The following is a 24,529-nucleotide window of genomic DNA, read 5'->3' on the forward strand; positions in this document are numbered from 1 at the left end:
GGTTGCGGACAGGAGTTCCGACCATCGAGCCCGGTCCTCGCGCCTCGACTACGTCTTCGGCAGGCGGCCCATCAGATAGAACTCCTCGTTCGGCCGCATGCCCGTGAAATTCGCCAGCCGGTTCGACAGCGCGAAGAAGGCGGAGATCGCGGCGATGTCCCAGATGTCGTCGTCGCTGAAGCCGTGCGGCGCGAGCGCTACGAAATCATCCTCGGAAATCCGCTGCGCGTCTGCCGAGACCTTCATGGCGAAATCGAGCATCGCCTTCTGCCGCGGCGTGATATCGGCCTTGCGGTAGTTGATCGCGACCTGGTCGGCGATCACAGGGTTCTTGGCGCGGATGCGCAGGATCGCGCCATGGGCGATCACGCAATATTGGCACTGGTTGGCCGCCGACGTTGCCACCACGATCATCTCGCGCTCGGCCTTGGTGAGGCCGCCGTCCTTCTCCATCAGCGCGTCGTGATAGGCGAAGAAGGCGCGGAACTCGTCGGGGCGATAGGCCAGCGTCAGGAACACGTTCGGGACGAAGCCGCTCTTCTCCTGCACGGCAAGGAGGCGCTTACGGATGTCGTCGGGCAGGGTGTCGAGGGCGGGGGCGGGAAAGCGTTGCGCGGCGGTCTTTGTCATGGGCATGGATTCCGGCTTGGGGCGGGAACCATAGTCGATGCGGAAGGCGGGCTCAATCTGCCGGTCCGAAGTGGCCGCGACGAAGGTGTCAGGTGGGAACGACGTTCCATCCTCAGTCATTGCGAGCGCAGCGAAGCAATCCCGAGTCCCCCCGGCGGAAAGACTCTGGATTGCTTCGCTGCGCTCGCAATGACGATGTGGATGGAGCGAAGCCTTACCGCAGCGGCTTCTTCAGCAGCGAGAAGCGGTCCGGATCGAGGCCCATCGAGGGCTGCAGCATCGGGGCTTCGACGCTGGACATCGTCTTCGCGGGCGGTGCCGAGAACACGGGGTCGTTCGGCACGTCGCGCTGCGAGGTGGCGCCGCGCCAGCGTTCGAGCACGGCGCTGACGAAATGCATGTCGTGGCCGGAGGTGACGGAGGGCACGCTCGAGATGGTGGCCTCGCCGCGCGGCAATTGGTGCGGCGGCACCTCCTTGAAGCGCAAGCGGGTCGGCAGCGCCACGCCTTCGCCGAACGCCAGCACCTCGCGGGTGCCGAGCGACGGCACGAAGGAGAGCAGGTTCGCGGCGGCGTCCGACACGGCGGCGCGCAGCAGCGCCTGGTCGCGGTCGTTGGCGAGGCGCATCGTGAACAGCGTGTTGCACTGGGAGATGATGGTGGCGTCGAGCTCGGCGGGGCGCTGGGTGATGAGGCCAAGATAGACGCCGTATTTGCGGCCTTCCTTGGCGATGCGCGATACCGCCTTGCGGGTCGGGCCGAAGCCGATGTTGCGGTCGGCGGAGGCGTAGCGGTGCGCCTCTTCGCAGACGAACAGCAGCGGCGAGACGCCGTCGCTCCACAGCCCGAAGTCGAAGGCCATGCGGCAGAGCACGGAGACGACGGAATCGATCACCTCGGCCGGGAAGCCGGCGAGCTGCATCACCGTCATCGGCTTGCCGTTGGCGGGCAGGCGGAACAGATGGCTGATCACCTCGGCCATGGTGTCGCCGCCGACATTGGCGTTGTCGAACATGAAGGCGTAGCGCGGGTCGTTGCGCACGGCCTCGATGCGCGAGATCAGCTTGTGATAGATGATGCGCGAGGAGCGGTTCTCGAGCTTGCCCATCCGCTCGTCGATCAGCGACAACAGGTCGACCAGGCGATAGGGCACAGGCGTATCGACGGTATAGCCGATCTGCTTGGGATCGATGCGCTTGAGGCCGATGCGGTCGGCGTTCTGGTACTGGGTGTAGACGCCTTTGGCGAGCGGGATCACCTCGGCGAGGATGTCGAGCTCTTCCGGCACGCCGGCGCGGCCGCCGAACAGCACGTCGACGATTTCCTCGAAGTTGAACAGCCAGAACGGCAGCTTCAGGTTTCGCGGGTTGAGCACCAGCGCGCGGTCGCCGAAGCAGCGGCCATATTCGTTGTGCACGTCGAGCAGGAAGATGCGCAGGTTCGGCCGCGCCTTCAGGATCTCGTTGAGCAGCAGCGAGACGCCGGTCGATTTACCGACGCCGGTCGATCCCAGCACGGCAAAATGCTTGGACAGCATTTCCTCGACGTCGACATAGGCGATGACCGAGCGGTCCTGCTGCAGGAAGCCGACATTGATCTGGTCCGAGCCGGTCGGCGCGTAGATCGTGCGCAGCTCCTGGCTCGTGATCAGGTCGACGGCATCGCCGATGGTCGGATAGTTGGTGACGCCGCGCTGAAATTTGGCCTTGTCCGCGGCATTGAGGATCTCGCCGAGCAGGTCGACCGAGGCGATGGCAATGTAATTGTCCGAGCCCGACAGATTTTCGCAGGAGACCTCCGTGATCATCGCAACGATGACCGAGCTGGCGCAGCGAATGCTGACGAACCGGCCGACGGTGGCCCGCACCTCCGAGATCGGCATCCGGCTTTCCGCCAGAAGCCCAACCCGGGCGAGCGATCCGCGAACCGAAATCACGCGTCCAAAGGATGTCACGATGAATGAACCTGGCAAGAGCGAACGGATTTGCCCGGACTATGCGCGGCCGTCGCTGCACAAACGGTTAAACGCCGGACGCGCCGGCTCCGTTAAATCCGCGGTAATTCGGTCGGGAGCCTCGCCGCCAACGCCTGCTTATTGGCAAAATCGCCGGGAAAATGCTGCATTTTCCGGACCTTTCAGGTGAGATGGTCCTTAAGGAAGAGTTTACCATTCGGGCAGGCTGCCCGTCTCGTCCGGAGGCCGGCGGTCAGGCGCCGATCGCAGCAGAATACCGGCTGCTTTGTTGACTGGACCTAATGATTTGTACATTAGTACAAATGAGGTGCCGCGCCGAAAGCCCCGCGTCCGCTCCAGGAGGAAGCCATGCAGCCCGAACCGATCCTCGACCTTGCCCACCTCGGCCACATGGAGCTGCTGACGCCGAAGCCCGACGAGAGCCTGAAGTTCTTCGTCGATGTCATGGGCATGACCGTCAGCGGACAGAAGGGCGAGTCGGTCTATTTGCGCGGCTGGGACGATTACGAGCGCTATTCGCTCAAGCTCACGGCGTCGAAGACCTCGGGCATGGGCCACATGGCGCTCCGTGCGCGCAGCCAGCAGGCGCTGGAGCGGCGCGTCGCCGCGCTGAAGGGATCCGGCTTCGACATCGGCTGGATCGACGGCGACATGGGGCAGGGGCCGACCTTCCGCTGCCGCGACCCCGATGGCCACATCGTCGAGCTCTATTACGAGACCGAATGGTATCAGGCGCCGCCGGAGCTCAAGCCCGCACTAAAGAACCAGGCGCAGCGCTTTCCGGCGCGCGGCGCCAACGTCCGTCGGCTCGATCATCTCAATTGCCTCGCCGTCGACATCAAGGCCAACCGCGAGTTCTTCGAGAATTACCTCGGCTGCCGCCTCACCGAGCAGATCGTGCTCAACGACGGCCGTGAGGCGGCGATGTGGCTGACGATGTCGAACAAGAGCTACGACTTTGCCTATTCGCTCGATCATTCGGGCGTGCCGGGCCGCTTCCACCACGTCACCTACGCGCTCGACAGCCGCGAGGAGATTCTGCGCGCCGCGGACATTTTTCTAGAGAACGGCGTGCACATCGAGACCGGCCCGCACAAGCACGCGATCCAGCAGACCTTCTTCCTCTATGTCTACGAGCCCGGCGGCAACCGCGTCGAAGTCGCCAATGCCGGCGCGCGCCTCATTCTCGCGCCCGACTGGAAGCCGATCGTGTGGACCGAGGAGGAGCGCAAGAAGGGCCAGGCCTGGGGATTGAAGACGATCGAGTCCTTCCACACCCACGGCACGCCGCCGGTGGAGGTGAAGCACGACTAGCGTATTCACGCAGTGTCATTCCGGGGCGACGCGAAGCGGCGAGCCCGGAATCCATAACCCCGGCTGGTGGTTATGGATTCCGGGCTCCCTCGCTATGCTCGGGCCCCGGAATGACGTTAGTGGGTCGAACTTCGCACCCGCGAGATCGTCTCGCGCACGCCCGTCCAGGCCGGCTTGTCCGGCGCGAACTGCTTGCGCAAAAACGTCACGAGCTCCTCGACCTGTGCATCGCTCATGCTATTCCTGAACGCGGGCATGTAGCCGAGATCGCTGGAGACTGGGTCTGCAATGCCGTGCAGGATCACCTGCACGAGATTATCCGCCTTCGTGCTGTGAACGTTGCTGTTGAGCGCGAGCGAGGGCCGCGTGCCGAACAGCGGCAGGCCGCCGACCTCGTGGCACACGGCGCAGGCGCCTTGATAGAGGCGGGCGCCCGCGGAGGAGGCGACGGTCATTTGCGTTGCGCTCTCGAGCTTGGCGGCGAGCGCATCCGGCGCTGGTGTATCGGCCGTGTCGTTGAAGGAGTTCAGATAGACCGCCATCGCGCGGATGTCCTGGTCGGGCAGAGCCTTGAGGTCGCGGATAACAGGCGCCATCGGGCCGGCCGCGACACCGTGGTAACGCGAATGGCCGGTGCGCAAATAGGCGTAGAGCTCCTCCTCGCTCCACGGAATCGGCGCGTGCGAGAGCGAGGTCAGCGCCGGCGCTTCCCAGCCCTCGGCAAAGCCGCCGGCGAGATAAGCGTTGCGTTGCTCGGCGCCGAGCGCGTTGCGCGGCGAATGACAGCCGCTGCAATGGCCGAGACCTTCGACCAGATAGGCGCCGCGATTCCATTGATCGGACTTGGCGGGATCAGGCTTGAACTCCTTCGTGTCGTGGAACAGCGCATTCCAGCCCGCGAGCAACGAGCGGAGATTGTAAGGGAAGGCGAGTTCGTTCGGCGGTGCCGTCGCACGCACTGAAGGCTGCGCCATCAGATACGCATAGAGCGCCTGCATGTCCGCGTCGCTGGTCTTTGCAAAATGCGTGTAGGGAAAAGCGGGATAGAGCTGCCGTCCGTCGCGATGCAAGCCATCGCGCATGGCGCGCTCGAAGGCCGGATAGGACCAGGCACCGATCCCGGTCTCGACGTCGGGCGTGATGTTGGTCGAATAGATCGTGCCGAATGGCGTCTCCAATGCGCGGCCGCCGGCGTTGAGCGCGCCGCCAATGCTGGTATGGCACTCCGCGCAATTGCCAAGCGCTGCAAGCTGCTCGCCGCGGGCGATGGTCGCCGCGGAATAGACCGACGCGTCGGGCCGTGCGATCGGCGCAATTGCGCGACCTGGAAGGAGCGCCGCACCGATGCCGATGGCAGCGGTGCAGACGGCTGCGATCGCTGCAGCGATACCGGCGCGCCTGGCGAACGGATTCGCCCAGACCCGGGACGGCCGCGATGCCGCCGGTGCGGGCAGAGCCTGCGGCGTCACCGCCGCATCGCCACGCAGACCCTTGAGGATTCGCTCGGGCGTGAACGGCGGCTCGCGGAAGCGCACGCCGGTGGCATCGAAGATGGCGTTCGCGATCGCCGCTGCGCTCGGCACCGAAGCAGACTCGCCGACGCCGAGCGGCGGCTGGTCCTGCCGCGGCAGCATCAAGACGTCGATCTTGGGTACGTCGGGGAAGGGGATGATGGGATAGGCGCCCCATTCGCGCGCGGCCACCGTGCCGCGTTCGAACGACACCTCTTCCATCAGCGCGCGGCTGGTGGATTGGATGACGTTGCCCTGGATCTGGTGGCGCACGCCGTCCGGGTTAATCATCAACCCGGAATCCTGCCCCGCGACGACGCGCGTCACGCTTACGTCGCCGGTCGTCTTGTTCACCGCGACGTCGGCAACCCAGGCCGACCACGCCGCGCCGTAACCCGGAAACTTGCTGTGGACGTAGAGCGCATATGCAAAGCCGCGCCCGTGCACGACCTCGCCGTCCTTCTCCTCTCGGACCGGCCGCGGCGTCCAGCCCGCGCGCTCGGCCACCGCATTGACCAGATCGATCGCGCGCGGGTCTTTCAGATAGCGCAGGCGATATTCGATCGGATCGACGGCGGCTTCGGCCGCAGCCTCGTCGATATAGGATTCATGCGCAAAGGTGTTCGGCAATGCCGAGACGCCGCGGAACCAGGAGGCCCGCACGATCGGCGGCGTGTCGTGGGCGACGACGCGCATGTGCTCGTAATCATAGGGCGGGATCGCGGTGCGGTCGCCCATCTGGAGCACGGTGGGCTCGGGGGAGATGCGACCGGTCAGCAGCAGCGCCAGCGTCGGAGCGGCGTTCGAGGGGTAGCGCGTGGCGAGGTCGTAAGCAGCAATGCCGCCGTCAGCGTCGAGGCCGCCATTGACGTCGATGAGTTGTGCGGTGCCCTTGGGCTCCCAGGCGTGCTCCTGCTCGCGCGTCAATTGCACGCGGACGGGACGGCCGACGGCGCGCGACAGCAGGAGCGCATCGGCGGAGACGTCGTCGGCGCAGTTGCGACCGTAGCAGCCGGCGGCCTCCAGCCGGATCACCTCGATCTCGCTCTCGGGGCGCTCGATCAGCAGCGCCAGGTCGCCCCGCAGCACGTGCGGGTTCTGCGTGCCCGACCAGACGCGGATGTTGCCGTCCTGGAAGTCGGCGACGGCGCAGGAAGGGCCGATCGAGGCGTGCATCTGATACGGCCAGACGTAAGTGCGCTGCATCGGCTTGGCCGCGCCCGATATCGCCTTTTCGACCTCGCCCTTGTCGATCAGCGTGCGCGGCGTCGAGGGATTGGCGCGCAGGGCGGTCTCGACATCGCCAAGATCGGTCAGCGTCGGCGTCGGCTTCCAGCTCACCTTGAGCTGCTCTGCCGCGCGGATCGCATTCTCCTCGCGCTCGGCGACGACGCCGACGAAATCGCCGATCCGCACCACGGCGACAAGGCCGGGAATGTCGCGCACGGAGGATTCGTCGACCGCAATGAGGCTGGTGCCGACGAACGGTCCGGCATCGACGCCAGCATAGGGCGGCCGCACCACGCGGCCATGCACCATCCCGGGCACGCGGATGTCGTGCACGAAAGTCAGCTCGCCCGTGGCTTTAGCAGGTAGATCGACGCGCGGCACCGACTGGCCGACTATCGCGTAATCGCCGACAGGCTTGAGCTCGACGTCATCGGCGAGCTCGAGGCGGATCGCTTCGTCGCCGATGAGCTCGCCATAGCTGACGCTGCGATTGTCGTGGCCGCGAACGAGTCCGTCCTCGATCTTGAGCTCGGCTTCGGGCAAGTCCAGGCGTTCCGCCGCGCGCGCGATCAGAAAGTGCCGCGCTTGCGCCGCGGCCTTCCGCAGCGGCACGGCCGTGATCTGGATGGTCTCGCTCGCAATCGTCGCGCCCTGGTTCGGCACCAATGCCGTGTCGCCGAGCACGACGACGACGCGCGCAAAGGAGACGTCGAGCTCTTCGGCGACGATCTGGCCCAGCGCAGTGCGGATGCCGGTGCCGAGATCGACATGGCCGTTATAGGCCGTGACCGAACCGTCCGCGGTGATGCGGACGAAGGTTTCCGACGTGACCTCGTCCACGCTGCGCGCGACGACGAGCGAACCCGCACGCTCAGCTCCGTTCGTAACAAAGGACGCCATCAATCTGCGGCCTCGGTGAGCTGGCCCGATGCGCGCATCACTGCGCGAAGGATCTCGACATGCGTGCCGCAGCGGCAGAGATTGTAGCGCAGCGCCGCCAAGGCCTCCCGTTCGGTCGGCCGCGGGTTGATCGCGAGCAACGCCTTGGTGGTCATGATCATGCCGTTGAGACAATAGCCGCATTGTGCGGCCTGCTCGTCGATGAAGGCCTGCTGCACGACGTCGGGCTTGTCGCTTGTGCCGAGGCCTTCGAGCGTCACGATGTCGCGCCCGGCGCAGCCGCTCACCGGAATCACGCAGGAGCGTGCCGCCAGTCCGTCGATCAGGACAGTACAGGTGCCGCATTCCCCCAAGCCGCAGCCGTATTTCGGGCCGTTCAGCGCGAGATCATTGCGCAGCACGTAGAGCAGCGGCGTGTCGCGCGCTGCCGTGACCTCGTGGATCCTGCCGTTCACGGTGAGGCGGATCGGTGTCTGCGTCATCCTCGTTCCCAAGCCCAAGACGATATCCAAGATCATGCAATCGCGAAAATTCGGCGCTGCGACGATACCGTTTGTACACAAACGTGCAAGCCATGCATGCCGCACTGCAGCGCGGTTGCCTTCTTTGTGGACAGGGCGGATAGGCAAATGAGGTTTTATGCGGCAGTGGCATCTTTTGCGCTGCACCGCCGCTTGACAGCCCCGGGGCAGCGCGCGCAACATCGTTCGTATACGAATGATAACAGCGGTGTCCGCCGGCTCCGACATGGTGACAGAAACGACGAGCGCCGTCATCGACAAGATCCGCTGCGATGCTTGTCCGGTGATGTGCTACATCAAGCCCGGCGCGGCGGGGGCCTGCGATCGCTATGCCAATCACGACGGCAAGCTGGTCCGCGTCGATCCGCATGTCATCCTGGAGCGCACCGTCTCTCACGGCGGCAAGCTCGTCCCGTTCAGCCGCACCGAGGACTGGGACGGCAAGATCGTCCACGAGCCCTCGACTTTCGTGACGGCGATCGGGGCAGGCACGACCTATCCCGACTACAAGCCGGCGCCGTTCATCGTCTCTGCGGAGGTCGACGGCGTCGACATGGTGACGGTCGTCACCGAGGGCATCTTCTCCTATTGCGGCATCAAGGTGAAGATCGACACCGATCGCTATCTCGGCCCGGAGACCGCGACCGTGCGCGCGCAGGGCGAGGCGGTCGGCCATGTCACCACCAGCGAATACGGCTCGCAGATGCTCTCGCTAGGCGGCGTGCATCATCTCACCGGCGGCTCCAAGAAGGAGGGCCGCGTCACCTGCGACACGCTGATGGACCTCGCCAATTGCAAGGCGGTCGAGCTCACCATCGATGGCGGCGCCACCGTGGTGGTGCAGGCCGGGCAGCCGCCGATCGTCAACGGCGTGAAGGAAGAGCGCATGCGCGTCGGCTGCGGCTCGGCGACGATCGGCATGTTCGCCAAGCAATGGCACGGCAAGGTGGACGAAGTCGTCGTGGTCGATGACCACATCACCGGCGTGCTCAGCGAGCATCAAGCGGGCAAGCTGCTCGACATCGCCGACACCGGCATCAAGATGAAGGGCCGTCGCTCGACGCCCGGCCGCTATTTCCAGGTGGCCGATCCAGGCACGGGCTGGGGCGGCACCAACATCTCAGATCCCCTGTCGATCCTTGGCCCGTTCGATGCCAAGGAAGCAAAGCCCGGTCTGACCATGCTGATGGTCTCCACCACCGGAGAGCATTCGTCCTATTACGTGCTCGACCAGGCCTTGAAGCCGGTCGAGACCGAGATGCCTGACGACTTGAAGTTCTCGGTCGAGCGCATCCAGGAAAATTGCGAGCCCGCGTTGTGCACGGTGTTGTTCATGGCGGGCGCGGGCGGCTCCTTGCGCGCTGGCGTCACCGACAACCCGGTGCGGCTGACGCGCTCGGTGAAGGATGCGCTGACGCGCGTCACCAGCGGCGGCGCGCCGGTCTATGTCTGGCCCGGCGGCGGCATCACCTACATGGTCGACGTGACGCAGATGCCGTCAGGCGCGTTCGGCTATGTGCCGACACCGGCCCTGGTCGCGCCGATCGAATTCACCATGAAGCTGTCCGACTATGCCGCGCTCGGTGGCCACATGGATTATGTGAAGCCGCTCTCCGAGGTGCAGAGCGGCGACGATGTCCGCCAATTGCCCTGGCGGAACCCGATTCCGGGGCCTCGCACATGACCAGGCGCCCGCAAATCGCATTGCTGTCTGATGGCCGGCGGCTGCATTTGCAGGATGGACCGATCGATCTGATCGTGGAGGCGAGGGGACGTACGGATGCGGTGCGGGTCGCCTATGAGGCTGCGGCGCTGCGGTTCACTGGATTGCTCGACGAGCTTTGCGCGGAATTGCCAGGACTGCGTACGGCGGTCGAGGAGAAGACCTCGCTGAAGGGCGTTGTCGCCCGCCGCATGCACGCTGCCGTCGCGCCTTATACCGCCGATTGCTTCATCACGCCGATGGCGGCCGTTGCCGGCAGCGTCGCGGAGGAGATTCTGGCCGCGATGCTGCGCGCTGCACCGCTCGATCGGATTTACGTCAACAATGGGGGCGACATCGCGCTGCATCTCGGTGTGGGCGAGCATTTTTCGGTCGGCCTGATGGATCGTCCCGACCACGACGGCGTGATGCGGAGGATGCGGATCGATGCGAACGATCCGGTGCGGGGCGTCGCGACCAGCGGTCGGCACGGCCGCAGCTTTTCGCTCGGGATCGCCGATGCCGTGACTGTGCTGGCCGCAACCGCTTCGCAGGCCGATGCGGCCGCGACCGTGATCGCCAATGCCGTCGATCTGCCCGGGCATCCCGCAATCATCCGACAGCCTGCGAACGAGCTTCAGCCCGACAGCGATCTGGGCGCGCGCCTCGTGACGCGCGGTGTCGGCGAGCTGTCTCACGATGAGATCGCCGCCGCGCTTGAATCTGGCGCGGAATGTGCACGGCAATTGTTCGATCGCGGACTGATCGAAGGTGCCGTGCTGCGGCTTCGTGGTGATATGCTTGTCATCGGAACAAAGGATATAGAAGAGCAACGATCGCGCCCGCGTGTGCTGGAGAACGCGGTCCATGCCTGAACAGGGAAGCGAAACATGAGCGCGATCATCCGCAAGATCGTCACCGTCGTCGAAGAGACGCAGATGGAGATGGGACGCCAGGTGTCGCCGCCGACCCGGCGTGCCGCCGCGATCGCCGTGATCGAAAATCCTTTCGCCGGAAAATATGTCGAGGATCTTTCGCCGCTGATCGCGATCGGCGAGGAGCTGGGCGAGCTCTTATCGAAGCGCGCCGTGGCGGCGCTCGGCATCGATGGCGCCAAGGCGCACAGCTACGGCAAGGCCGCGGCCGTCGGCGAGAACGGCGAGCTGGAGCACGCCGCCGCCATCCTCCACCCCAAGATGGGCGCGCCGGTGCGTAAAGTTCTGGGCAAGGGCGCGGCGCTGATCCCGTCCTCGAAGAAGCGCAGCGGCCCCGGCACGACCCTGGACATTCCGCTGGGGCACAAGGACGCAGCCTTCGTCCGCAGCCATTTCGACGGGATGGAGGTACAGATCAACGATGCGCCGCGCGCCAACGAGATCATGGTCGCTGTCGCCGTCACCGACAGCGGCCGTCCGCTGCCGCGCGTCGGCGGGCTGACGGTCGCGGAGATCAAGGGCGAAGACGGTCTGAGATAGATAGAAGTCGTAGGCGAGTTCAAATTGGAGGTTGGGATGCGAGCAAGAAATACTATCGTCGGCGCGGCCTTCGCGCTTCTGGCAGGCGGCATGGCCCATTCGGCCCTGGCGCAGGATATCAAGATCGGCGAGATCAACAGCTATTCGCTGCTGCCGGCATTCACCGAGCCCTATCGCAAGGGCTGGCAGCTTGCGGTCGAGGAAGTCAACGCGGCCGGCGGCATCAACGGCAAGAAGCTCGTCGTCATCTCCAAGGACGACGGCGGCAAGCCGGCGGATGCGCAGACCGCGGCCAACGAGCTCGTCTCGAGCGAGGGCGTCGCGATGCTCGCCGGCACGTTCCTGTCGAACATCGGTCTTGCGGTCTCTGACTTCGCCAACCAGAAGAAGGTCTTCTTCCTCGCGGCCGAGCCGCTCACGGACGCCATCACCTGGTCCAAGGGCAACAAGTACACCTTCCGCCTGCGTCCCTCCAACTACATGCAGGCCGCGATGCTGGTGGAAGCCGCCAGCAAGCTGCCCGCCAAACGCTGGGCGACGATCGCGCCGAACTACGAATACGGCCAGTCGGCGGTCGCGGTGTTCAAGAAGCTGATGTCGGAGAAGCGGCCCGACATCCAGTGGGTCGACGAGCAATGGCCGCCGCAGGGCAAGATCGACGCCGGCCCGGTGGTGCAGGCGGTTGCCGCCGCCAACCCGGAAGCGATCCTCAACGTCACGTTCGGCGCCGATCTCGTCAAGCTCGTGCGCGAAGGCAACACCCGCGGTCTGTTCAAGGGGCGTGAGGTCGTCTCCTTCCTCACCGGTGAGCCCGAATATCTCGACCCGCTCAAGGACGAGACGCCGGAGGGCTGGATCGTCACCGGTTATCCCTGGTACTCGATCAAGACGCCCGAGCATGACGCGTTCCTGAAGGCGTACCAGGCCAAGTACAACGACTATCCGCGTCTCGGCTCGATCGTCGGCTACCAGACCATCAAGTCGGCCGCCGCGATCCTGACGAAGGCTGGCTCGACCGATCCGGAGAAGCTGATTGCCGCGGCGGAGGGGCTGTCGATGCCATCGCCGTTCGGCGAGATCACCTTCCGCAAGATCGACCACCAGTCGACGCTCGGGGCGTTCGTCGGCAAGACCGCGCTGAAGGACGGCAAGGGCGTGATGGTGGATTCGTCCTACAAGAAGGGCGCGGACTATCTGCCCAGCGACGCCGAAGTCGCGAAGCTGCGTCCGAAGGATTGAGTTCTTTCTCCCTCGCCCCGCTCTTCGCGGGGAGAGGGTTGGGGTGAGGGGCTCTCTCCACGCCCCGCGCTGGTGGAGAGAGCCCCTCACCCGAATTGCTCCGCAATTCGACCTCTCCCCGCAAGAGCGGGGAGAGGTGACTTCAAACCTAACCCGGACCGCAGATGGCCTTTTACGTCGTACAGTTTCTGACCGGTCTCGCCAGCGCAGCGTCGCTGTTTCTGGTGGCCTCGGGCCTGTCGATCATCTTCGGCGTGACCCGGATCGTGAATTTCGCGCATGGCGCCTTCTACATGATCGGCGCATACATCGCCTTCACGCTGACCGAGCGCCTGTCCGGCGCGTTCGGCTTCTGGGGCGGCATCGTGCTGGCCGCGTTCGCGGTGGCGCTGATCGGCGTCATCGTCGAGATGGTGCTGCTCCGGCGCATCTATCATGCGCCCGAGCTGTTCCAGCTGCTCGCGACCTTCGGCCTGACCTTGATGGTCGAGGATCTCGTCGTGCTGATCTGGGGGCCGGACGATCTCGTCGGCCGCCGCGCGCCGGGCTTCAGGGGCGCGATCGATTTCTTCGGCCAGAACATTCCGAGCTACGACCTGTTCCTGATCGTGCTCGGACCGGTCGTGCTCGGCATTCTCTGGCTGCTGTTCCAGCGCACGCGCTGGGGCGTCTTGGTGCGCGCGGCGACGCAGGATCGCGACATGGTGGCCGCGCTCGGCGTCAACCAAAAGTGGCTGTTCACGTCGGTGTTCGCCGTCGGCGTCTTCCTCGCAGCGCTCGGCGGCGCGCTCCAGATCCCGCGCGATGCCGTGCATCACGCCATGGACCTGCGGATCATCGTCGAGGTCTTCGTCGTGGTCGTGATCGGCGGCCTCGGCAGCATCGTCGGCGCCTTCGTCGCGGCGGTGCTGGTCTCCGAGCTGAATGCCTTCGGCATCCTGATCTTCCCGAAGATCTCGATCATCCTGGTCTTCCTGGTCATGGCGGTGGTGCTGATCGTTCGCCCCTGGGGCCTGTTCGGCAAGCCGGAGGCGGCCGCGCGCAAGACGCCGGGTCTCACCGTCAATCCCTGGCGGCCGCTGACCTCGAACGAGCGGCTGATGGCGCTTGCGGCGCTGATCGTCGCGGCCATGCTGCCGCTGTTCGCCGGCAACTATCTGCTGACCGTGGGCTCGGAGATCGCGATCTTCGTGATCTTCGCCGTCAGCCTGCACTTCCTGATGTCGGTCGGCGGCCTGGCATCGTTCGGTCACGCCGCCTATTTCGGCCTCGGCGCCTATGGCATCGCCTTCCTCGCCAAGATGGCGGGACTGCCGATGATCGTCTGCCTGCTGCTCGGGCCGCTGCTCGGCTGCATGGGCGCGGCCGTGTTCGGCTTCTTCGCGGTGCAGCTCTCCGGCGTCTATTTCGCAATGCTGACGCTTGCCTTCGCGCAGATCGTCTGGTCGATCGCGTTCCAGTGGGTGGACGTGACCGGCGGCGACAACGGCATTCTCGGCCTCTGGCCATCGAGCTGGGCGGCAAGTCCGTCGCGCTTCTACTGGCTTTCGCTCGGCGTCGCGGCGCTGGTGACCGTCGCGCTGCGGGCCATGGTGTTCTCGCCGTTCGGCTACGCGCTTCGTGCCACGCGCGACTCGGTTCTGCGCAGCGAAGCCATCGGCATCGATGCCAAGCGCATCCAGTGGACCGCCTTCGTGATCGCCGGCACGACCGCCGGCATCGGCGGCGCCTTGTTCGCCTACCTCAAGGGTAGCGTGTTCCCCGACAATCTCGGCATTTCGCTCTCGGTCGACGCGCTCGTCATGGTGCTGCTCGGCGGCGTCGAGACGGTCTCGGGCGCGGTGATCGGCGCCATCGTCTACAAGGCTTTGAACATCTGGCTGGTGAGCCAGACCGATCTGTCGAAGCTCGTGCTCGGCGGCTTCATCATGCTGATCGTCGTCGTCTTCCCCAAGGGCATCGTCGGCACGCTGGAGATGCTGGCGCAGCGCCGCAAGAAAGCATCGCCGCCGGGATCACCTTTGCTCGCCAAGCCGATCGAGTCTGCCGAATGAGCGTCGCACCTCCACTTCTCGCGGTCGAAGGCCTGACCAAATCCTATGGTGGCATCCATGCCGTGCGCGGCGTCTCGTTCTCGCTGCGGGCCGGCGAGATCCTGGCGCTGATCGGACCGAACGGCGCGGGAAAGAGCACCTGCTTCGACATGCTCAACGGCCAGAACATGCCTGATAGCGGCCACGTCCGCCTGCTCGGCGAGGAGATCACCGGCCGGAAGCCGCGTGAGGTCTGGCGGCTCGGCGTCGGCCGCACATTCCAGATCACCGCGACCTTCGCCACGATGACCGTGCGCGAGAACGTGCAGGTCGCGCTGATCTCGCACGGCAAGCAGCTGTTCAATCTGTTCGGCTCGGCGCCGAAGTTCGATCGCGACGAGGCCGGCCGCCTGCTCGAGCTGGTCGGCATGGGCGGCTATGCGGACCGGCCCTGCGGCGAGCTTGCCTATGGCGATCTCAAGCGGCTCGAGCTTGCAGTCGCGCTCGCCAACCAGCCCAAACTGCTGCTGATGGATGAGCCGACGGCCGGAATGGCACCGCGCGAGCGCGTCGAATTGATGCGGCTGACCGCGCGCATTGCCCGGGAAAAATCCATCGGCGTGCTCTTCACCGAGCACGACATGGACGTGGTGTTCGAGCATGCCGATCGCATCCTCGTGCTCAACCGCGGGACGTTGATCGCGGAGGGCTCGCCGGCGGAAGTGCGCGGCAATCCCCAGGTGCAGGCGGTCTATCTCGGCGAGGGCCTGGTCTACGATTCCCGCCACCGCGAGGGAGCCGCCACATGAAGCTCACGGTGCAGGACCTCAACAGCCATTATGGTCCGGCGCATATCCTCTTCGACATCGGCTTCGAGGTCGGCGAGGGCGAGGTGGTGGCACTGCTGGGACGCAACGGCGCCGGCAAGTCGACGACGTTCCGGTCGATCGTCGGCCTCGTCGCGCAGCGCTCCGGCCGCATCACGTTCGAGGGCAAGGACGTCTCGTCGAAGCCGACACACGAGATCGTGCGCGAGGGCCTTGGCTACGTGCCGGAGGAGCGGCGCATCTTCACGGACCTGACCGTCGAGGAAAACCTCGAAGTCGGCCGCCAGCCGAAGCGTCCGAATGCGCCGCACTGGACGCGCGAAAAGCTGTTCGCGCTGTTTCCTAACCTCGGCGAGATGAAGAACCGCCCGGGCGGACGAATGAGCGGCGGCGAGCAGCAGATGCTCACCATTGCGCGCACGCTGATGGGCAATCCCTCGCTGGTGCTGCTGGACGAGCCGTCGGAGGGCCTGTCGCCGAAGATCGTGGAGCAGATGGTTGATGCCATCCTGACCATGAAGAAGGAAGGCGTCAGCATCGTCGTCTCCGAGCAAAATCTGCATTTCGCGCGGCTGATTTCGGATCGCGCCTACATCATCGAGCGCGGCCGCATCTGCTTCGGCGGCACCATGGCCGAGCTCGACGCGCGCCCGGATATCCGCGACGCGCATCTGTCGTTGTGAGGCAAGGGGAAGGGCTGCGAACGGATGGCGAGAAGCGTTGCGGCAAAGAAAAGTGTCAAACCGGCGAAACCGCCTTACGTGCTCGACGAACAGGTCGGCTTCATCTTGCGCCAGGTCTGGCAGCGCCACAGCTCGATCTTCGCCCGCGACATCGGCACCAATCTGACGCCGACGCAATGGGCGGCGCTGTCGAAACTGGCCGAGACCGGGCCGTGCTCGCAGAACCAGCTCGGGCGCCTGACGGCGATGGACGTCGCGACCATCAAGGGCGTGATCGATCGTCTCACCGCGCGCGGCCTCACCGAGACGAGCCAGGATCCCGAGGACGGCCGCCGCCTGCTGGTGAGCCTGACCCGCGCCGGACAGCAGCTTGCCGAAAAGCTGGCGCCGAACGCGCTGGCGATCACCCGCGAGACGCTGGCGCCGCTCGAGGCGAAAGAGCGCGAGACGCTGATGCTGCTGCTGAACAAGCTCAGGTGAAGGTTTCGTAGGGCGGGCAAAGCGAAGCGTGCCCGCCATCCTTTCTCGAGTCGCAAAAATCGTAGGCACGGCACTTCGCGCCGTTTGACTACCCTACGGCAGTTGAACAAGGTGCCGGAACTGGCGACTAACCTTGATGAAGGGTTTATCGAGGTTTTGGTCATGAGAGTTGCGACGCGCTTTGCGGTTGTCTTGAGTTTTGCTGCCGTGCTCGTCGGCGAAAGCGCTCCCGCCTTGGCGGCGCAGCCTTACGAAGGCTTCTGGGCCTCGACCAAAAAGGACTGTCGCGACGACGACAGTCCCAACCGCATGAGCATCGAGGGCGGCAATCGCCTGTACTGGTATGAGACGCGGTGCCGCGCCAGCCAGATCACGGCCGACGGAAGGCTCGGCTGGAAAATGAAGCTGGCCTGCGAAGGCGAGGGCGAAAAATTTCGCTCCAATCCTCGCGTCTCTGTCGCTGCGGATGGCAGGCTGGTGATGGACAACGGTCCGGTTGGGCGGGCCAAGCGCCAGACCTATGTGCGCTGTGAGATTGCGAAGAAGCGCTGATCTCTTACGTCTTTCCCGGCCATTTGGCGCGGTAGCGGATTTCGCTGCCGTCACCAAGCCGCCGCCACGTTCCGAATTCCGGCGTATGCGGCGCCCGGGCCGTCAAATCGATCGGATAGATCCGGCTCGGCTGGCCCTGGATGGTGATGGCGAGCTGCCGGTGCGAGGTTCGAAACGCCAGCTCGACTTCGCCGGCGATAACCGCCTGGTCACCATCGCGATAGAACGCGGCCGGACTGACTTCGCCCGGCATGGTGTTGATGTCGGTTTGCAGTTCGATGGTGATGTCCTGCGCCGATGTCGGCACCGTTACTCCCGCCGGAAAGCGGACCTCGAACACGAGCAGGGGATTGGCGCCGTTGCGGTTGAGCCAGGGCGTTGCGGTCGCGTATGCGTACGCAATGTAGGCGCCGATGCCGGCGGTGCAGAGCAGGGCGACGATGCCGAGCGACTTCAAGCTGTTCCGCGCGACGCCGCCGACGCCTGCGTCCTGCCCTGCATTTTTGCCTGAACGCGTCACGAGCCAATTGGCGAGGACCGCGCCGGCGATTGCACCGGTGGGCGAGTAGACGAACAGTCCCAGCAGACCCGATGTGATCGGGTCCGCACGGTTGCCGACATCGAGCAGAGAAAACAGCACAAAGATCGCGATATAGCCCGCCACCGCGCCAGCGACGCCCACGGCTATCCGTGATGGGTCCTTCATGTCTGCCTCGATGGTCGAACAATGAACTGCCGCCGCCGAGGGCTGCCTGCGTTAGACGCAACAGGCTTGCGACTTGTTCAACGCCTTCGAGGGACAATGCGGAGCGGCGGGCCGCTCCGGCTGCATCACTTCGCCACCACCTCCGGCACCTTGCCGGCCGGCGGCGTGTTGCGGCTGCGCTGGGTGCGGACGATGCCGTCGATGATGGTCATCCCGATGCCGGGGAGGTCACCGAGCTGGACGCTCTCCAGGATGCTCTTGCCAGGCGAGTGCTGGGCCTTGTCCATGATGACGAAGTCGGCGGAGCGGCCGACCTCGATCAGGCCGCAATCGAGCTGACGCATCCGCGCGGTGTTGCCGGTGGCAAGGCAGAATGCGATCTCGGCCGGGAGGTCGCCGAGCGAGGACAGCATCGAGACCATGCGCAGAATGCCGAGCGGCTGCACGCCGGAGCCGGCGGGTGCGTCGGTGCCGAGGATGACGCGGTGCAGGTCGCCCATCTCGCGCGCGGTGCGCAGCGTGAACAGGGCCGAGCGCTCATTGCCGTTGTGCACGAGCTCGAGGCCGCGCTTGCAGCCCTCGCAGATGCAGCGGATCTGGTCGTCGGGCAGGGCGGTGTGGCCGCCGTTGATGTGACCGACCACGTCGGTGTCGGCCTCCAGCACCACGTCCTTGTCGATCAGGCCGGAGCCAGGAATCGACGGGCCGCCGGTGTGGATGGTGCTCTGGATGCCGTATTTGCGCGCCCAGCCGACCATCTTCCGCGCGGTCGGGCCGTCCTTGACGCCGCCGAGGCCGACCTCGCCGAGCAGCTTGACGCCGTTCGCCGCCATCTCCTTGAAGTCCTCTTCCACCATCTCGCATTCGATCACCGGCGCGCCGGCGTGAACCTTCACGCCACCGGGACGCAAGGTCCAGAATGCGCGCTGGGCGAACACGGCCATGGCCTTGAGGCCGACGACGTCGCGGGGGCGGCCGGGCATGTGCACCTCGCCGGCGGAGATCATGGTGGTGACGCCGCCGTGCAGATAGCTGTCGATCCAGTTGATCTGGTTCTGCCGCGGCGTCCAGTCGCCGGCGACAGGGTGGACGTGGCTGTCGATCAGGCCCGGCGCCACTGTGGTGCCGTTGGCGTCGACGATGGTGGTGGCGCCTTCGGTATTGACGTCCTTGAAGCGGCCGATCGCGCTGATCTTGCCGTTCTCGGCGACGATGGTGTCGCCGTCCAGGATCGGCTTTTCCAAAGCGCCGGACAGGATCAGGCCGATATTGCGGATCACCAGCTTCGAGGGTCCGGTGGCCTGGGGTGCGTCATGCGCCATGGAAGGGGCTCCTTATTCCTAACTGCAACGCTTCCGATCTTGGGCAGCCTTGACCGCGGGATCAAGCCGGATTATTCATTAGTATACGAATGATCGTGTACAAACGACGCATAGCTGCCGGCCTCGGAACCGCAATCGACGCGACAGGGAAGGTGAGATGAGCAATTTCAATCAAGAAAGCGTTTTGAGCGTCCACCACTGGACCGATACGCTCTTCTCCTTCAAGACCACCCGCAACCCGACCTTCCGCTTCCGTAACGGCGAATTCACCATGATCGGGCTCAGGGTGGGCGAGAAGCCGCTGCTGCGGGCCTACAGCGTCGCCAGCGCCAATTACGAGGACACGCTGGAGTTCTTCTCGATCAAGGTGCCGGACGGACCGCTGACTTCGCGCCTCCAACATCTGAAGGAAGGCGACGAGATCATCGTCAGCCGCAAGGCCACCGGCACGCTGGTGATCGACAACCTGGAAGAGGGCCGCAACCTCTACCTGATCGGCACGGGCACGGGGCTTGCGCCGTTCCTGAGCGTGATCAAGGATCCCGTGACCTATGATCGGTTCGAGAAGGTGGTGCTGCTGCACGGCTGTCGGCACGTCAAGGAGCTCGCCTATGGCGAGATGATCACCGAGCATTTGCCGAAGGACGAACTGCTCGGCGAGTACATCCAGAACCAGCTGATCTACTATCCGACCGTGACCCGCGATCCCTTCCGCAACCGCGGCCGCATCACCGACCTCATCACCTCGGGCAAGCTGTTCGCCGATATCGGCCTGCCGGTGCTGGACGCCGCCCATGACCGCGTCATGATCTGCGGCAGCCCGGCCCTGGTGGCGGACACCCGCGTCCTCTTGGGGGAGCGCGGCTTCGTCGAGGGCAATCACGGCGAGCCTGCCCAGTTCGTGGTCGAGAAGGCCTTCGCCGAGCGCTGAAGCGTTTTCGAGCGAAGTGGATACCGGTTCGCGTCGAGAAGACGCGCCAAAATAAGAATCTAGGGCCCCGTTGCGGGGCTCCAGATCCGGAATTTCTGCGCGAGAAGATCGCATTTTCGCCACCGCCGGGGCGTTGCGGCGCCGATTCGGCGCACGATACTATGTGGGACCGAATCAGCGGAGTTCCCACATGGTTGCGGACAGCGACAGCAACATCGCCTGGCACCGGGTTCAGTTGAAGAAGAACCGCGCCGAGCTGAAGGCGCTGGAGACCGCGCGCTTCACGATGGGCGAGATCGCCACCTCGAAGCGCAACGGCCAGACGCAGAAGACGATCGCGGAACTCAAGCGCAAGATCGCGCAGTCGGAGCGCGCGATCGCCGATCACGACAAGCGGACGCGCCGCCCACTCGCAACCGACCTGCAGAGCCTCAGCAACGGCAGCTGGAGCCATTGGGACGCCTACACCCAACAGCAGCGCAAGAGCAGCCAGCGCTCCTCCGGGCGCGGATAGCCGCGGCTCGCCACGCCCGCGGCCTACGAGCAGACGCGCCCTTGCGCCAGCCGCGCCGCGCACCATCTCGGTGATACGCCACCAATCGTTCCGGTGATCCCATGACAGTGCGCCTCGATTTCACCAGCGAGGCCTTCTTTCGCGATCCGCCCAAGGCGATCGCGAAATTGCGCATGTCCGCACCCGTGGTCGCGACGCGGTTTCCCATCGTCGGCAATGTCTGGATCACCACGACTCATGACGTCACCGCGCAGGTCCTGAAGGACGGCGCGACCTTCACCTTGCGCAAGGAGGATGGCGATATCGCGGGCTTGCGCTGGTGGATGCCGAGATTCGTCAGGACCATCGCCAACAACATGCTGACGATGGACGAGCCGGATCACACGCGGCTGCGCAGCATCGTCGACGAAGCGTTTCGCCGCCGCGCGATCGTTGCGATGGAGCCGCGCATCCGGGCCATCGCTGACGGTCTGGCCGACGAGCTGTTCGCGCAAGGATCCCCGGCCGATCTGGTCCAGCGCTATGCGCGCATCCTGCCGCTCGCGGTGATCTCGGAGCTGCTCGGTCTGCCGCTCGCAGATCGTCCAAAGTTCATCGCCTGGGCCAACGCGATGACCTCGCTGACGAATGTCGTCAGCTTCTTCCGCCTGCTGTTCGCGGTGCGCAAGATGCGCGCCTACCTCGAGCAGCAGTTGCAGATCGCGCGTGTCCAGGGCGGCGAGGGCCTGATTGCCGAGCTGATTCAGGTCGAGCGCGAAGGCGGCCAGATCACGCCGGATGAAATGGTCTCGATGGTGTTTCTGTTGCTCGGGGCGGGATCGGAAACCACCACCCATCTCATCAGCGGTTCCATCTACGAGCTGCTCAGGAATCCCGAGCTGCGCGACTGGCTGGAACAGGATTGGAGCCGCGTCGGGCTCGCGGTCGAGGAGTTTCTGCGCTTCGTCTCGCCCGTGCAATTCTCCAAGCCACGCTACGTGCGGCGCGATGTCGAGGTCGAGGGCGTGCGCCTGAAGAAGGGCGATCGCGTCATGGTGATGCTCGCCGCTGCGAACATGGATCCCGCGGTACATGATCGTCCCGAGACCCTCGATCTCGAACGCAAGCCGAACCGCCATATTTCGTTCGGTACGGGAATCCACTTCTGTCTCGGCCATCAGCTCGCGCGCATCGAGGCGGCCTGCGCGCTGGAGGCGCTGTTCGTGCGTTGGCCGAAATTGAGTCTGGCCGTCGATGCCGCTGAGATCCGCTGGCGCAGGCGGCCGGGCTTGCGCGCGATCGCGAAGCTTCCCGTCACGGCAGAGGGCCGCGGAACAGAGACGACTGCACGCGCCGGAACGAGGGACGATCGTTCCCTCACCGCGGCGAACTGACGTCGGCGGCGCCCTTTCGGAAAATCTTTGCCTGTTGTGATCGGCCAGGAACGGTGTGCCGTTCGTGCTGTTGTCATCCCGACATGGCGCGGAGGGGAGTTCCTTGGGGCGCATGTCGCAGATCGACGTCTTAACGGGAGACCAGATCATGGCCAGCAAGATGCCACCTGTTCCACCGGACAATCAGAGCCGCAAGGGAACCGGCGATCGCAAGCAGATGTCCGCCGATCAGATGCCGCACGGTCAGGAGCGTGTACAGAATCCAGATCAGCAGGGACAGCAGGGCAACATCAAGCAGAACACGACCAACCAAGGCTATCAGCAAGATCGCTGAGGAGGACGACATTCATGTCGACATCCACGAAGACACCGAACAGCATTCGACAGGGCGGACCCGGCGCCTCGCATGAGAACGCGAAGGCACCACTTCAGGTGAAGAAGCCGCCGGCGGACGATCCGCAGCGCAGCCACAGCCGGGTTTCCGGCGGCGGTGGCGAGCGCGATTCCCATCACACGCACGACGAGGCCGGAAAGGGCGGAGGCAGGTGACATGGCCAACAAGCAACCCAAGCTGTACGCGCCGACCGAGAAGGACCTGCATGACAATCCCCTGATCGGCGGATCCAAGGGCGCGAACAGGGCAGGCGTTTCGCCTGACGACCTCGAGGACGTCTTGGGCGAGAACACGATCGAAGGCGACGTCGAAAACGACGTGAACGCCGGTGGCGGTATCGACAAGGATGTCGCGCGGAGCGGTTCGCCCCGAAGAGGCCGGTAAGATTGGAGGCCCACAATGCAGGGCAAGAAGACTCACGAACAGCAAGTGCGCATCCTCGAGCGGAAGCCAGATGTTCCGGATGCGCGAGAACTCGAGCAGGCCGCCGGTCATAACCCGCAAGACACGCGAGTCCATCGTGCCAACCCCGAAGCTCGTCACAGTGAGTTTCCAGTGAGCCGCGGCGGTCTCAACCAGGAGAGCGATCACAACAAGCACAACGATCCCGGCCAGAGCGGCCACAAGCCGCCCAAACCGACGACGGCACAACAGAAGCACTAAATCATCGGAAGAGAGGAGAGACTGATGCCTGGTGGGCATGGCAGCAAGACGCACTTCAGATCGGGCATGCATGGCAAGGGCGACGGCACCGGCGCATTGACCGACGTGCCGAAGGAGATGATCGGCGACAACATGGTCCTGTCCAACCGAGACAAGAAACAGCATTCGGACATTCGCGGCATGGACGGCAAGTCCATCCAGACCGAACAATATCAGGACCACGCAGCAAACCGGCTCGATGAGAAGCCGGAGGCCGACGAGACCTGAGAGGGCGTTCCTTCCGCCGACTTGCGGACCGGTGTTCAGCCGGTCCGCTTTTTTGTGGGCGCAAGGTCACGCTCCCAGCCGAACACCGAACGGCCATCGAGCTCCGGTGAGGCCGCACGCTCGCCGGCGATGAAAGCATCGACTGAGGGGCCGCGCGCGGTCCTCTCCAACCGCCGTGCCTGGTCGTCGAGGCGTTTGATCGCCTGCATCTCCTCGTCGCGTCCGAGCTTCGCGTTTCGGATCGCGCCCTTCAGCACCCGGATGGTCTCGTCATAGACCTTGATCGGAACGGGGTAGGGATGCCGGTCCTTGCCGCCATGGGCGAGCGAGAAACGGGCGGGGTCGGTGAAGCGATAGGGCGCGCCGTGCACGACCTCGGCAACCATCGCGAGCGAGCGCACCGTGCGCGCGCCGACGCCCGGCGTCAGCAGCAGCTCCGGAAAATCGACCGGGCCGCGTTCGGCTGCGGCGGCGAGCGTGCCGTGCAGGCGGCGCGCGAACACGTCCTTCGGCCGCACATCATGATGCGCAGGCATGATCAGATGCGGCAGCATGCCTTGCGCCGGCGTGGATGGGGTTCCCGCGAGCCGCTCGAATTCGGAGACGATGCGATCCGGGCCGAGGTCGGAGAGCAGCTCGAGCTGTGCCGTCCGAGATAGATCGGCGCGATGATCGGTGAGATTGACGATCTCCCCCTGCTGCGGCCCGTCGATTGCGCTGTGCGGCGTATCGACAAAGCTCTTCAGTGCCTCGGAGTGCCAGTGATAGCGCCGCGCCTGCCGCTTGTCGCCGTTCATGCCCTGCTGCACCACCGTCCATTTGCCCTCAGTGGTGACGAAGAAGCCGTGCAGATAAAGGTCAAAGCCGTCCTGGACCGCGGCGCTGTCGACCTTGGCGACCAGCCGGCTGGCCCGGGTCAGCTTGACGCCGTCGAATCCGACGCGGTCGCCGAGCTGCAACAGCTCGTCCGGCGTCTTGCGCGAATGCTGACCGCGACCGCCACAGACGTAAATCCCGAGCTCGTCCTGGAGCGGTCCGAGCCCGCGCTTCAGCGCGCCGATCACGGAGGTGGTGATGCCGGAGGAGTGCCAGTCCATTCCCATCACGGCGCCAAACGACTGGAACCAGAATGGATGCGACAGGCGCTGTAGAAATGCGTCGCGGCCGTAATGATGCACGATCGCCTGGGTGACGATCGCCCCGAGCGAGGACATGCGACTTGCCAGCCAGGGCGGAACCCGCCCGGTGTGAAGAGGAAGATCGGCGCTGCCGGTTCGTCGAGTCATG

At 65.0% G+C, this 24,529-nt stretch carries 25 protein-coding genes; 18 read left to right on the top strand and 7 right to left on the bottom strand.

The genetic code is table 11. The features are described from left to right. Positions 1-48: 48 nt before the first annotated feature. Positions 49-630 (bottom strand): peroxidase-related enzyme, encoded by a 582-nt coding sequence (locus I6F09_RS00920; RefSeq protein ID WP_036001422.1) that lies wholly within the window; start codon positions 628-630, stop codon positions 49-51. Between the two features lie 214 nt (positions 631-844). After that, positions 845-2,584, bottom strand: a complete 1,740-nt coding sequence (locus I6F09_RS00925) for a DUF87 domain-containing protein (RefSeq protein WP_225146559.1) — start codon at positions 2,582-2,584, stop codon at positions 845-847. A gap of 369 nt (positions 2,585-2,953) precedes the next feature. On the opposite strand from I6F09_RS00925, the gene I6F09_RS00930 reads away from it, so the two are divergent. Continuing rightward, positions 2,954-3,919 carry a catechol 2,3-dioxygenase gene (locus I6F09_RS00930; RefSeq protein ID WP_225141443.1) on the top strand — a complete coding sequence of 322 codons (966 nt, stop codon included), beginning with the start codon at positions 2,954-2,956 and terminating at the stop codon, positions 3,917-3,919. A gap of 116 nt (positions 3,920-4,035) precedes the next feature. Here I6F09_RS00930 and I6F09_RS00935 read toward each other — a convergent pair whose 3' ends face one another. After that, the gene (locus I6F09_RS00935; RefSeq protein ID WP_225187286.1) at positions 4,036-7,560 is read right to left on the bottom strand and encodes a molybdopterin cofactor-binding domain-containing protein; all 3,525 of its coding nucleotides are present in this window, start codon (positions 7,558-7,560) and stop codon (positions 4,036-4,038) included. Beyond that, the gene (locus I6F09_RS00940; RefSeq protein ID WP_225140159.1) at positions 7,560-8,042 is read right to left on the bottom strand and encodes a (2Fe-2S)-binding protein; all 483 of its coding nucleotides are present in this window, start codon (positions 8,040-8,042) and stop codon (positions 7,560-7,562) included. Before I6F09_RS00940 ends, I6F09_RS00935 begins: the two co-directional genes overlap by 1 nt. 265 nt (positions 8,043-8,307) lie before the next feature. Between I6F09_RS00940 and I6F09_RS00945 the strand changes: the two genes are divergently transcribed. The 9 genes from I6F09_RS00945 to I6F09_RS00985 all read left to right on the top strand — a co-directional run bounded on the left by I6F09_RS00945 (position 8,308) and on the right by I6F09_RS00985 (position 17,072). Further along, positions 8,308-9,765, top strand: a complete 1,458-nt coding sequence (locus I6F09_RS00945; protein ID WP_225171383.1) for a 6-hydroxynicotinate reductase — start codon at positions 8,308-8,310, stop codon at positions 9,763-9,765. Beyond that, entirely contained in the window at positions 9,762-10,658 is an 897-nt protein-coding gene (locus I6F09_RS00950) for a UPF0280 family protein (RefSeq protein WP_225187287.1), read from the top strand. The genes I6F09_RS00945 and I6F09_RS00950 overlap by 4 nt, the downstream gene beginning before the upstream one ends. Positions 10,659-10,673: 15 nt before the next feature. Continuing rightward, positions 10,674-11,258: an amino acid synthesis family protein gene (locus I6F09_RS00955; protein WP_025035619.1), complete on the top strand. Its 585-nt coding sequence runs from the start codon at positions 10,674-10,676 to the stop codon at positions 11,256-11,258. A 36-nt stretch (positions 11,259-11,294) separates the two neighbouring features. Next, the gene (locus I6F09_RS00960; RefSeq protein WP_225124295.1) at positions 11,295-12,497 is read left to right on the top strand and encodes an ABC transporter substrate-binding protein; all 1,203 of its coding nucleotides are present in this window, start codon (positions 11,295-11,297) and stop codon (positions 12,495-12,497) included. 164 nt (positions 12,498-12,661) lie between these two features. Beyond that, the gene (locus tag I6F09_RS00965) at positions 12,662-14,551 is read left to right on the top strand and encodes an ABC transporter permease (RefSeq protein ID WP_057028848.1); all 1,890 of its coding nucleotides are present in this window, start codon (positions 12,662-12,664) and stop codon (positions 14,549-14,551) included. Then, positions 14,548-15,339: an ABC transporter ATP-binding protein gene (locus tag I6F09_RS00970; RefSeq protein WP_057028849.1), complete on the top strand. Its 792-nt coding sequence runs from the start codon at positions 14,548-14,550 to the stop codon at positions 15,337-15,339. Before I6F09_RS00965 ends, I6F09_RS00970 begins: the two co-directional genes overlap by 4 nt. Then, positions 15,336-16,040 carry an ABC transporter ATP-binding protein gene (locus I6F09_RS00975; RefSeq protein WP_172786252.1) on the top strand — a complete coding sequence of 235 codons (705 nt, stop codon included), beginning with the start codon at positions 15,336-15,338 and terminating at the stop codon, positions 16,038-16,040. Before I6F09_RS00970 ends, I6F09_RS00975 begins: the two co-directional genes overlap by 4 nt. A 24-nt stretch (positions 16,041-16,064) precedes the next feature. Continuing rightward, the gene (locus I6F09_RS00980) at positions 16,065-16,520 is read left to right on the top strand and encodes a MarR family transcriptional regulator (RefSeq protein WP_057028851.1); all 456 of its coding nucleotides are present in this window, start codon (positions 16,065-16,067) and stop codon (positions 16,518-16,520) included. A 162-nt stretch (positions 16,521-16,682) separates the two neighbouring features. Further along, positions 16,683-17,072: a hypothetical protein gene (locus I6F09_RS00985; protein WP_225146564.1), complete on the top strand. Its 390-nt coding sequence runs from the start codon at positions 16,683-16,685 to the stop codon at positions 17,070-17,072. A 4-nt stretch (positions 17,073-17,076) separates the two neighbouring features. Here the strand turns inward: I6F09_RS00985 and I6F09_RS00990 are convergent, their stop codons facing one another. Together I6F09_RS00990 and I6F09_RS00995 are read right to left on the bottom strand one after the other, a co-directional pair. Next, entirely contained in the window at positions 17,077-17,778 is a 702-nt protein-coding gene (locus I6F09_RS00990) for a hypothetical protein (protein ID WP_109144116.1), read from the bottom strand. A gap of 125 nt (positions 17,779-17,903) precedes the next feature. Next, positions 17,904-19,100, bottom strand: coding sequence for an amidohydrolase family protein (locus I6F09_RS00995; RefSeq protein WP_128262259.1), 1,197 nt, complete (start codon positions 19,098-19,100; stop codon positions 17,904-17,906). 157 nt (positions 19,101-19,257) lie between these two features. Here I6F09_RS00995 and I6F09_RS01000 point away from each other — a divergent pair, with 157 nt between their 5' ends. The 8 genes from I6F09_RS01000 to I6F09_RS01035 all read left to right on the top strand — a co-directional run bounded on the left by I6F09_RS01000 (position 19,258) and on the right by I6F09_RS01035 (position 23,242). Then, on the top strand, positions 19,258-20,031 hold the full coding sequence (locus tag I6F09_RS01000) for a ferredoxin--NADP reductase (protein WP_225187288.1): 774 nt from the start codon (positions 19,258-19,260) through the stop codon (positions 20,029-20,031). A gap of 190 nt (positions 20,032-20,221) precedes the next feature. Continuing rightward, positions 20,222-20,545 (top strand): hypothetical protein, encoded by a 324-nt coding sequence (locus tag I6F09_RS01005; RefSeq protein WP_225187289.1) that lies wholly within the window; start codon positions 20,222-20,224, stop codon positions 20,543-20,545. 101 nt (positions 20,546-20,646) lie between these two features. After that, a complete protein-coding gene (locus I6F09_RS01010) occupies positions 20,647-21,918 on the top strand; it encodes a cytochrome P450 (protein ID WP_225187290.1) in 1,272 nt (423 codons plus the stop codon). Between the two features lie 148 nt (positions 21,919-22,066). Further along, positions 22,067-22,252, top strand: a complete 186-nt coding sequence (locus tag I6F09_RS01015) for a hypothetical protein (protein WP_036001413.1) — start codon at positions 22,067-22,069, stop codon at positions 22,250-22,252. A 14-nt stretch (positions 22,253-22,266) separates the two neighbouring features. Next, on the top strand, positions 22,267-22,467 hold the full coding sequence (locus tag I6F09_RS01020; RefSeq protein ID WP_036001325.1) for a hypothetical protein: 201 nt from the start codon (positions 22,267-22,269) through the stop codon (positions 22,465-22,467). A gap of 1 nt (position 22,468) precedes the next feature. Beyond that, positions 22,469-22,696 (top strand): hypothetical protein, encoded by a 228-nt coding sequence (locus I6F09_RS01025; protein WP_036034382.1) that lies wholly within the window; start codon positions 22,469-22,471, stop codon positions 22,694-22,696. Between the two features lie 15 nt (positions 22,697-22,711). Further along, positions 22,712-22,975: a hypothetical protein gene (locus I6F09_RS01030; protein WP_036001319.1), complete on the top strand. Its 264-nt coding sequence runs from the start codon at positions 22,712-22,714 to the stop codon at positions 22,973-22,975. Positions 22,976-22,999: 24 nt separating this feature from the next. Next, a complete protein-coding gene (locus I6F09_RS01035) occupies positions 23,000-23,242 on the top strand; it encodes a hypothetical protein (RefSeq protein WP_036001316.1) in 243 nt (80 codons plus the stop codon). A 35-nt stretch (positions 23,243-23,277) separates the two neighbouring features. On the opposite strand, the gene I6F09_RS01040 is transcribed toward I6F09_RS01035, so the two are convergent. After that, complete coding sequence (locus tag I6F09_RS01040; RefSeq protein WP_225187291.1) at positions 23,278-24,528, bottom strand: DUF763 domain-containing protein; 1,251 nt, start codon at positions 24,526-24,528, stop codon at positions 23,278-23,280. Position 24,529 lies beyond the last annotated feature (1 nt).

It is taken from the genome of Bradyrhizobium sp. IC3195 (assembly GCF_020193585.1).
Lineage (GTDB): Bacteria > Pseudomonadota > Alphaproteobacteria > Rhizobiales > Xanthobacteraceae > Bradyrhizobium > Bradyrhizobium yuanmingense.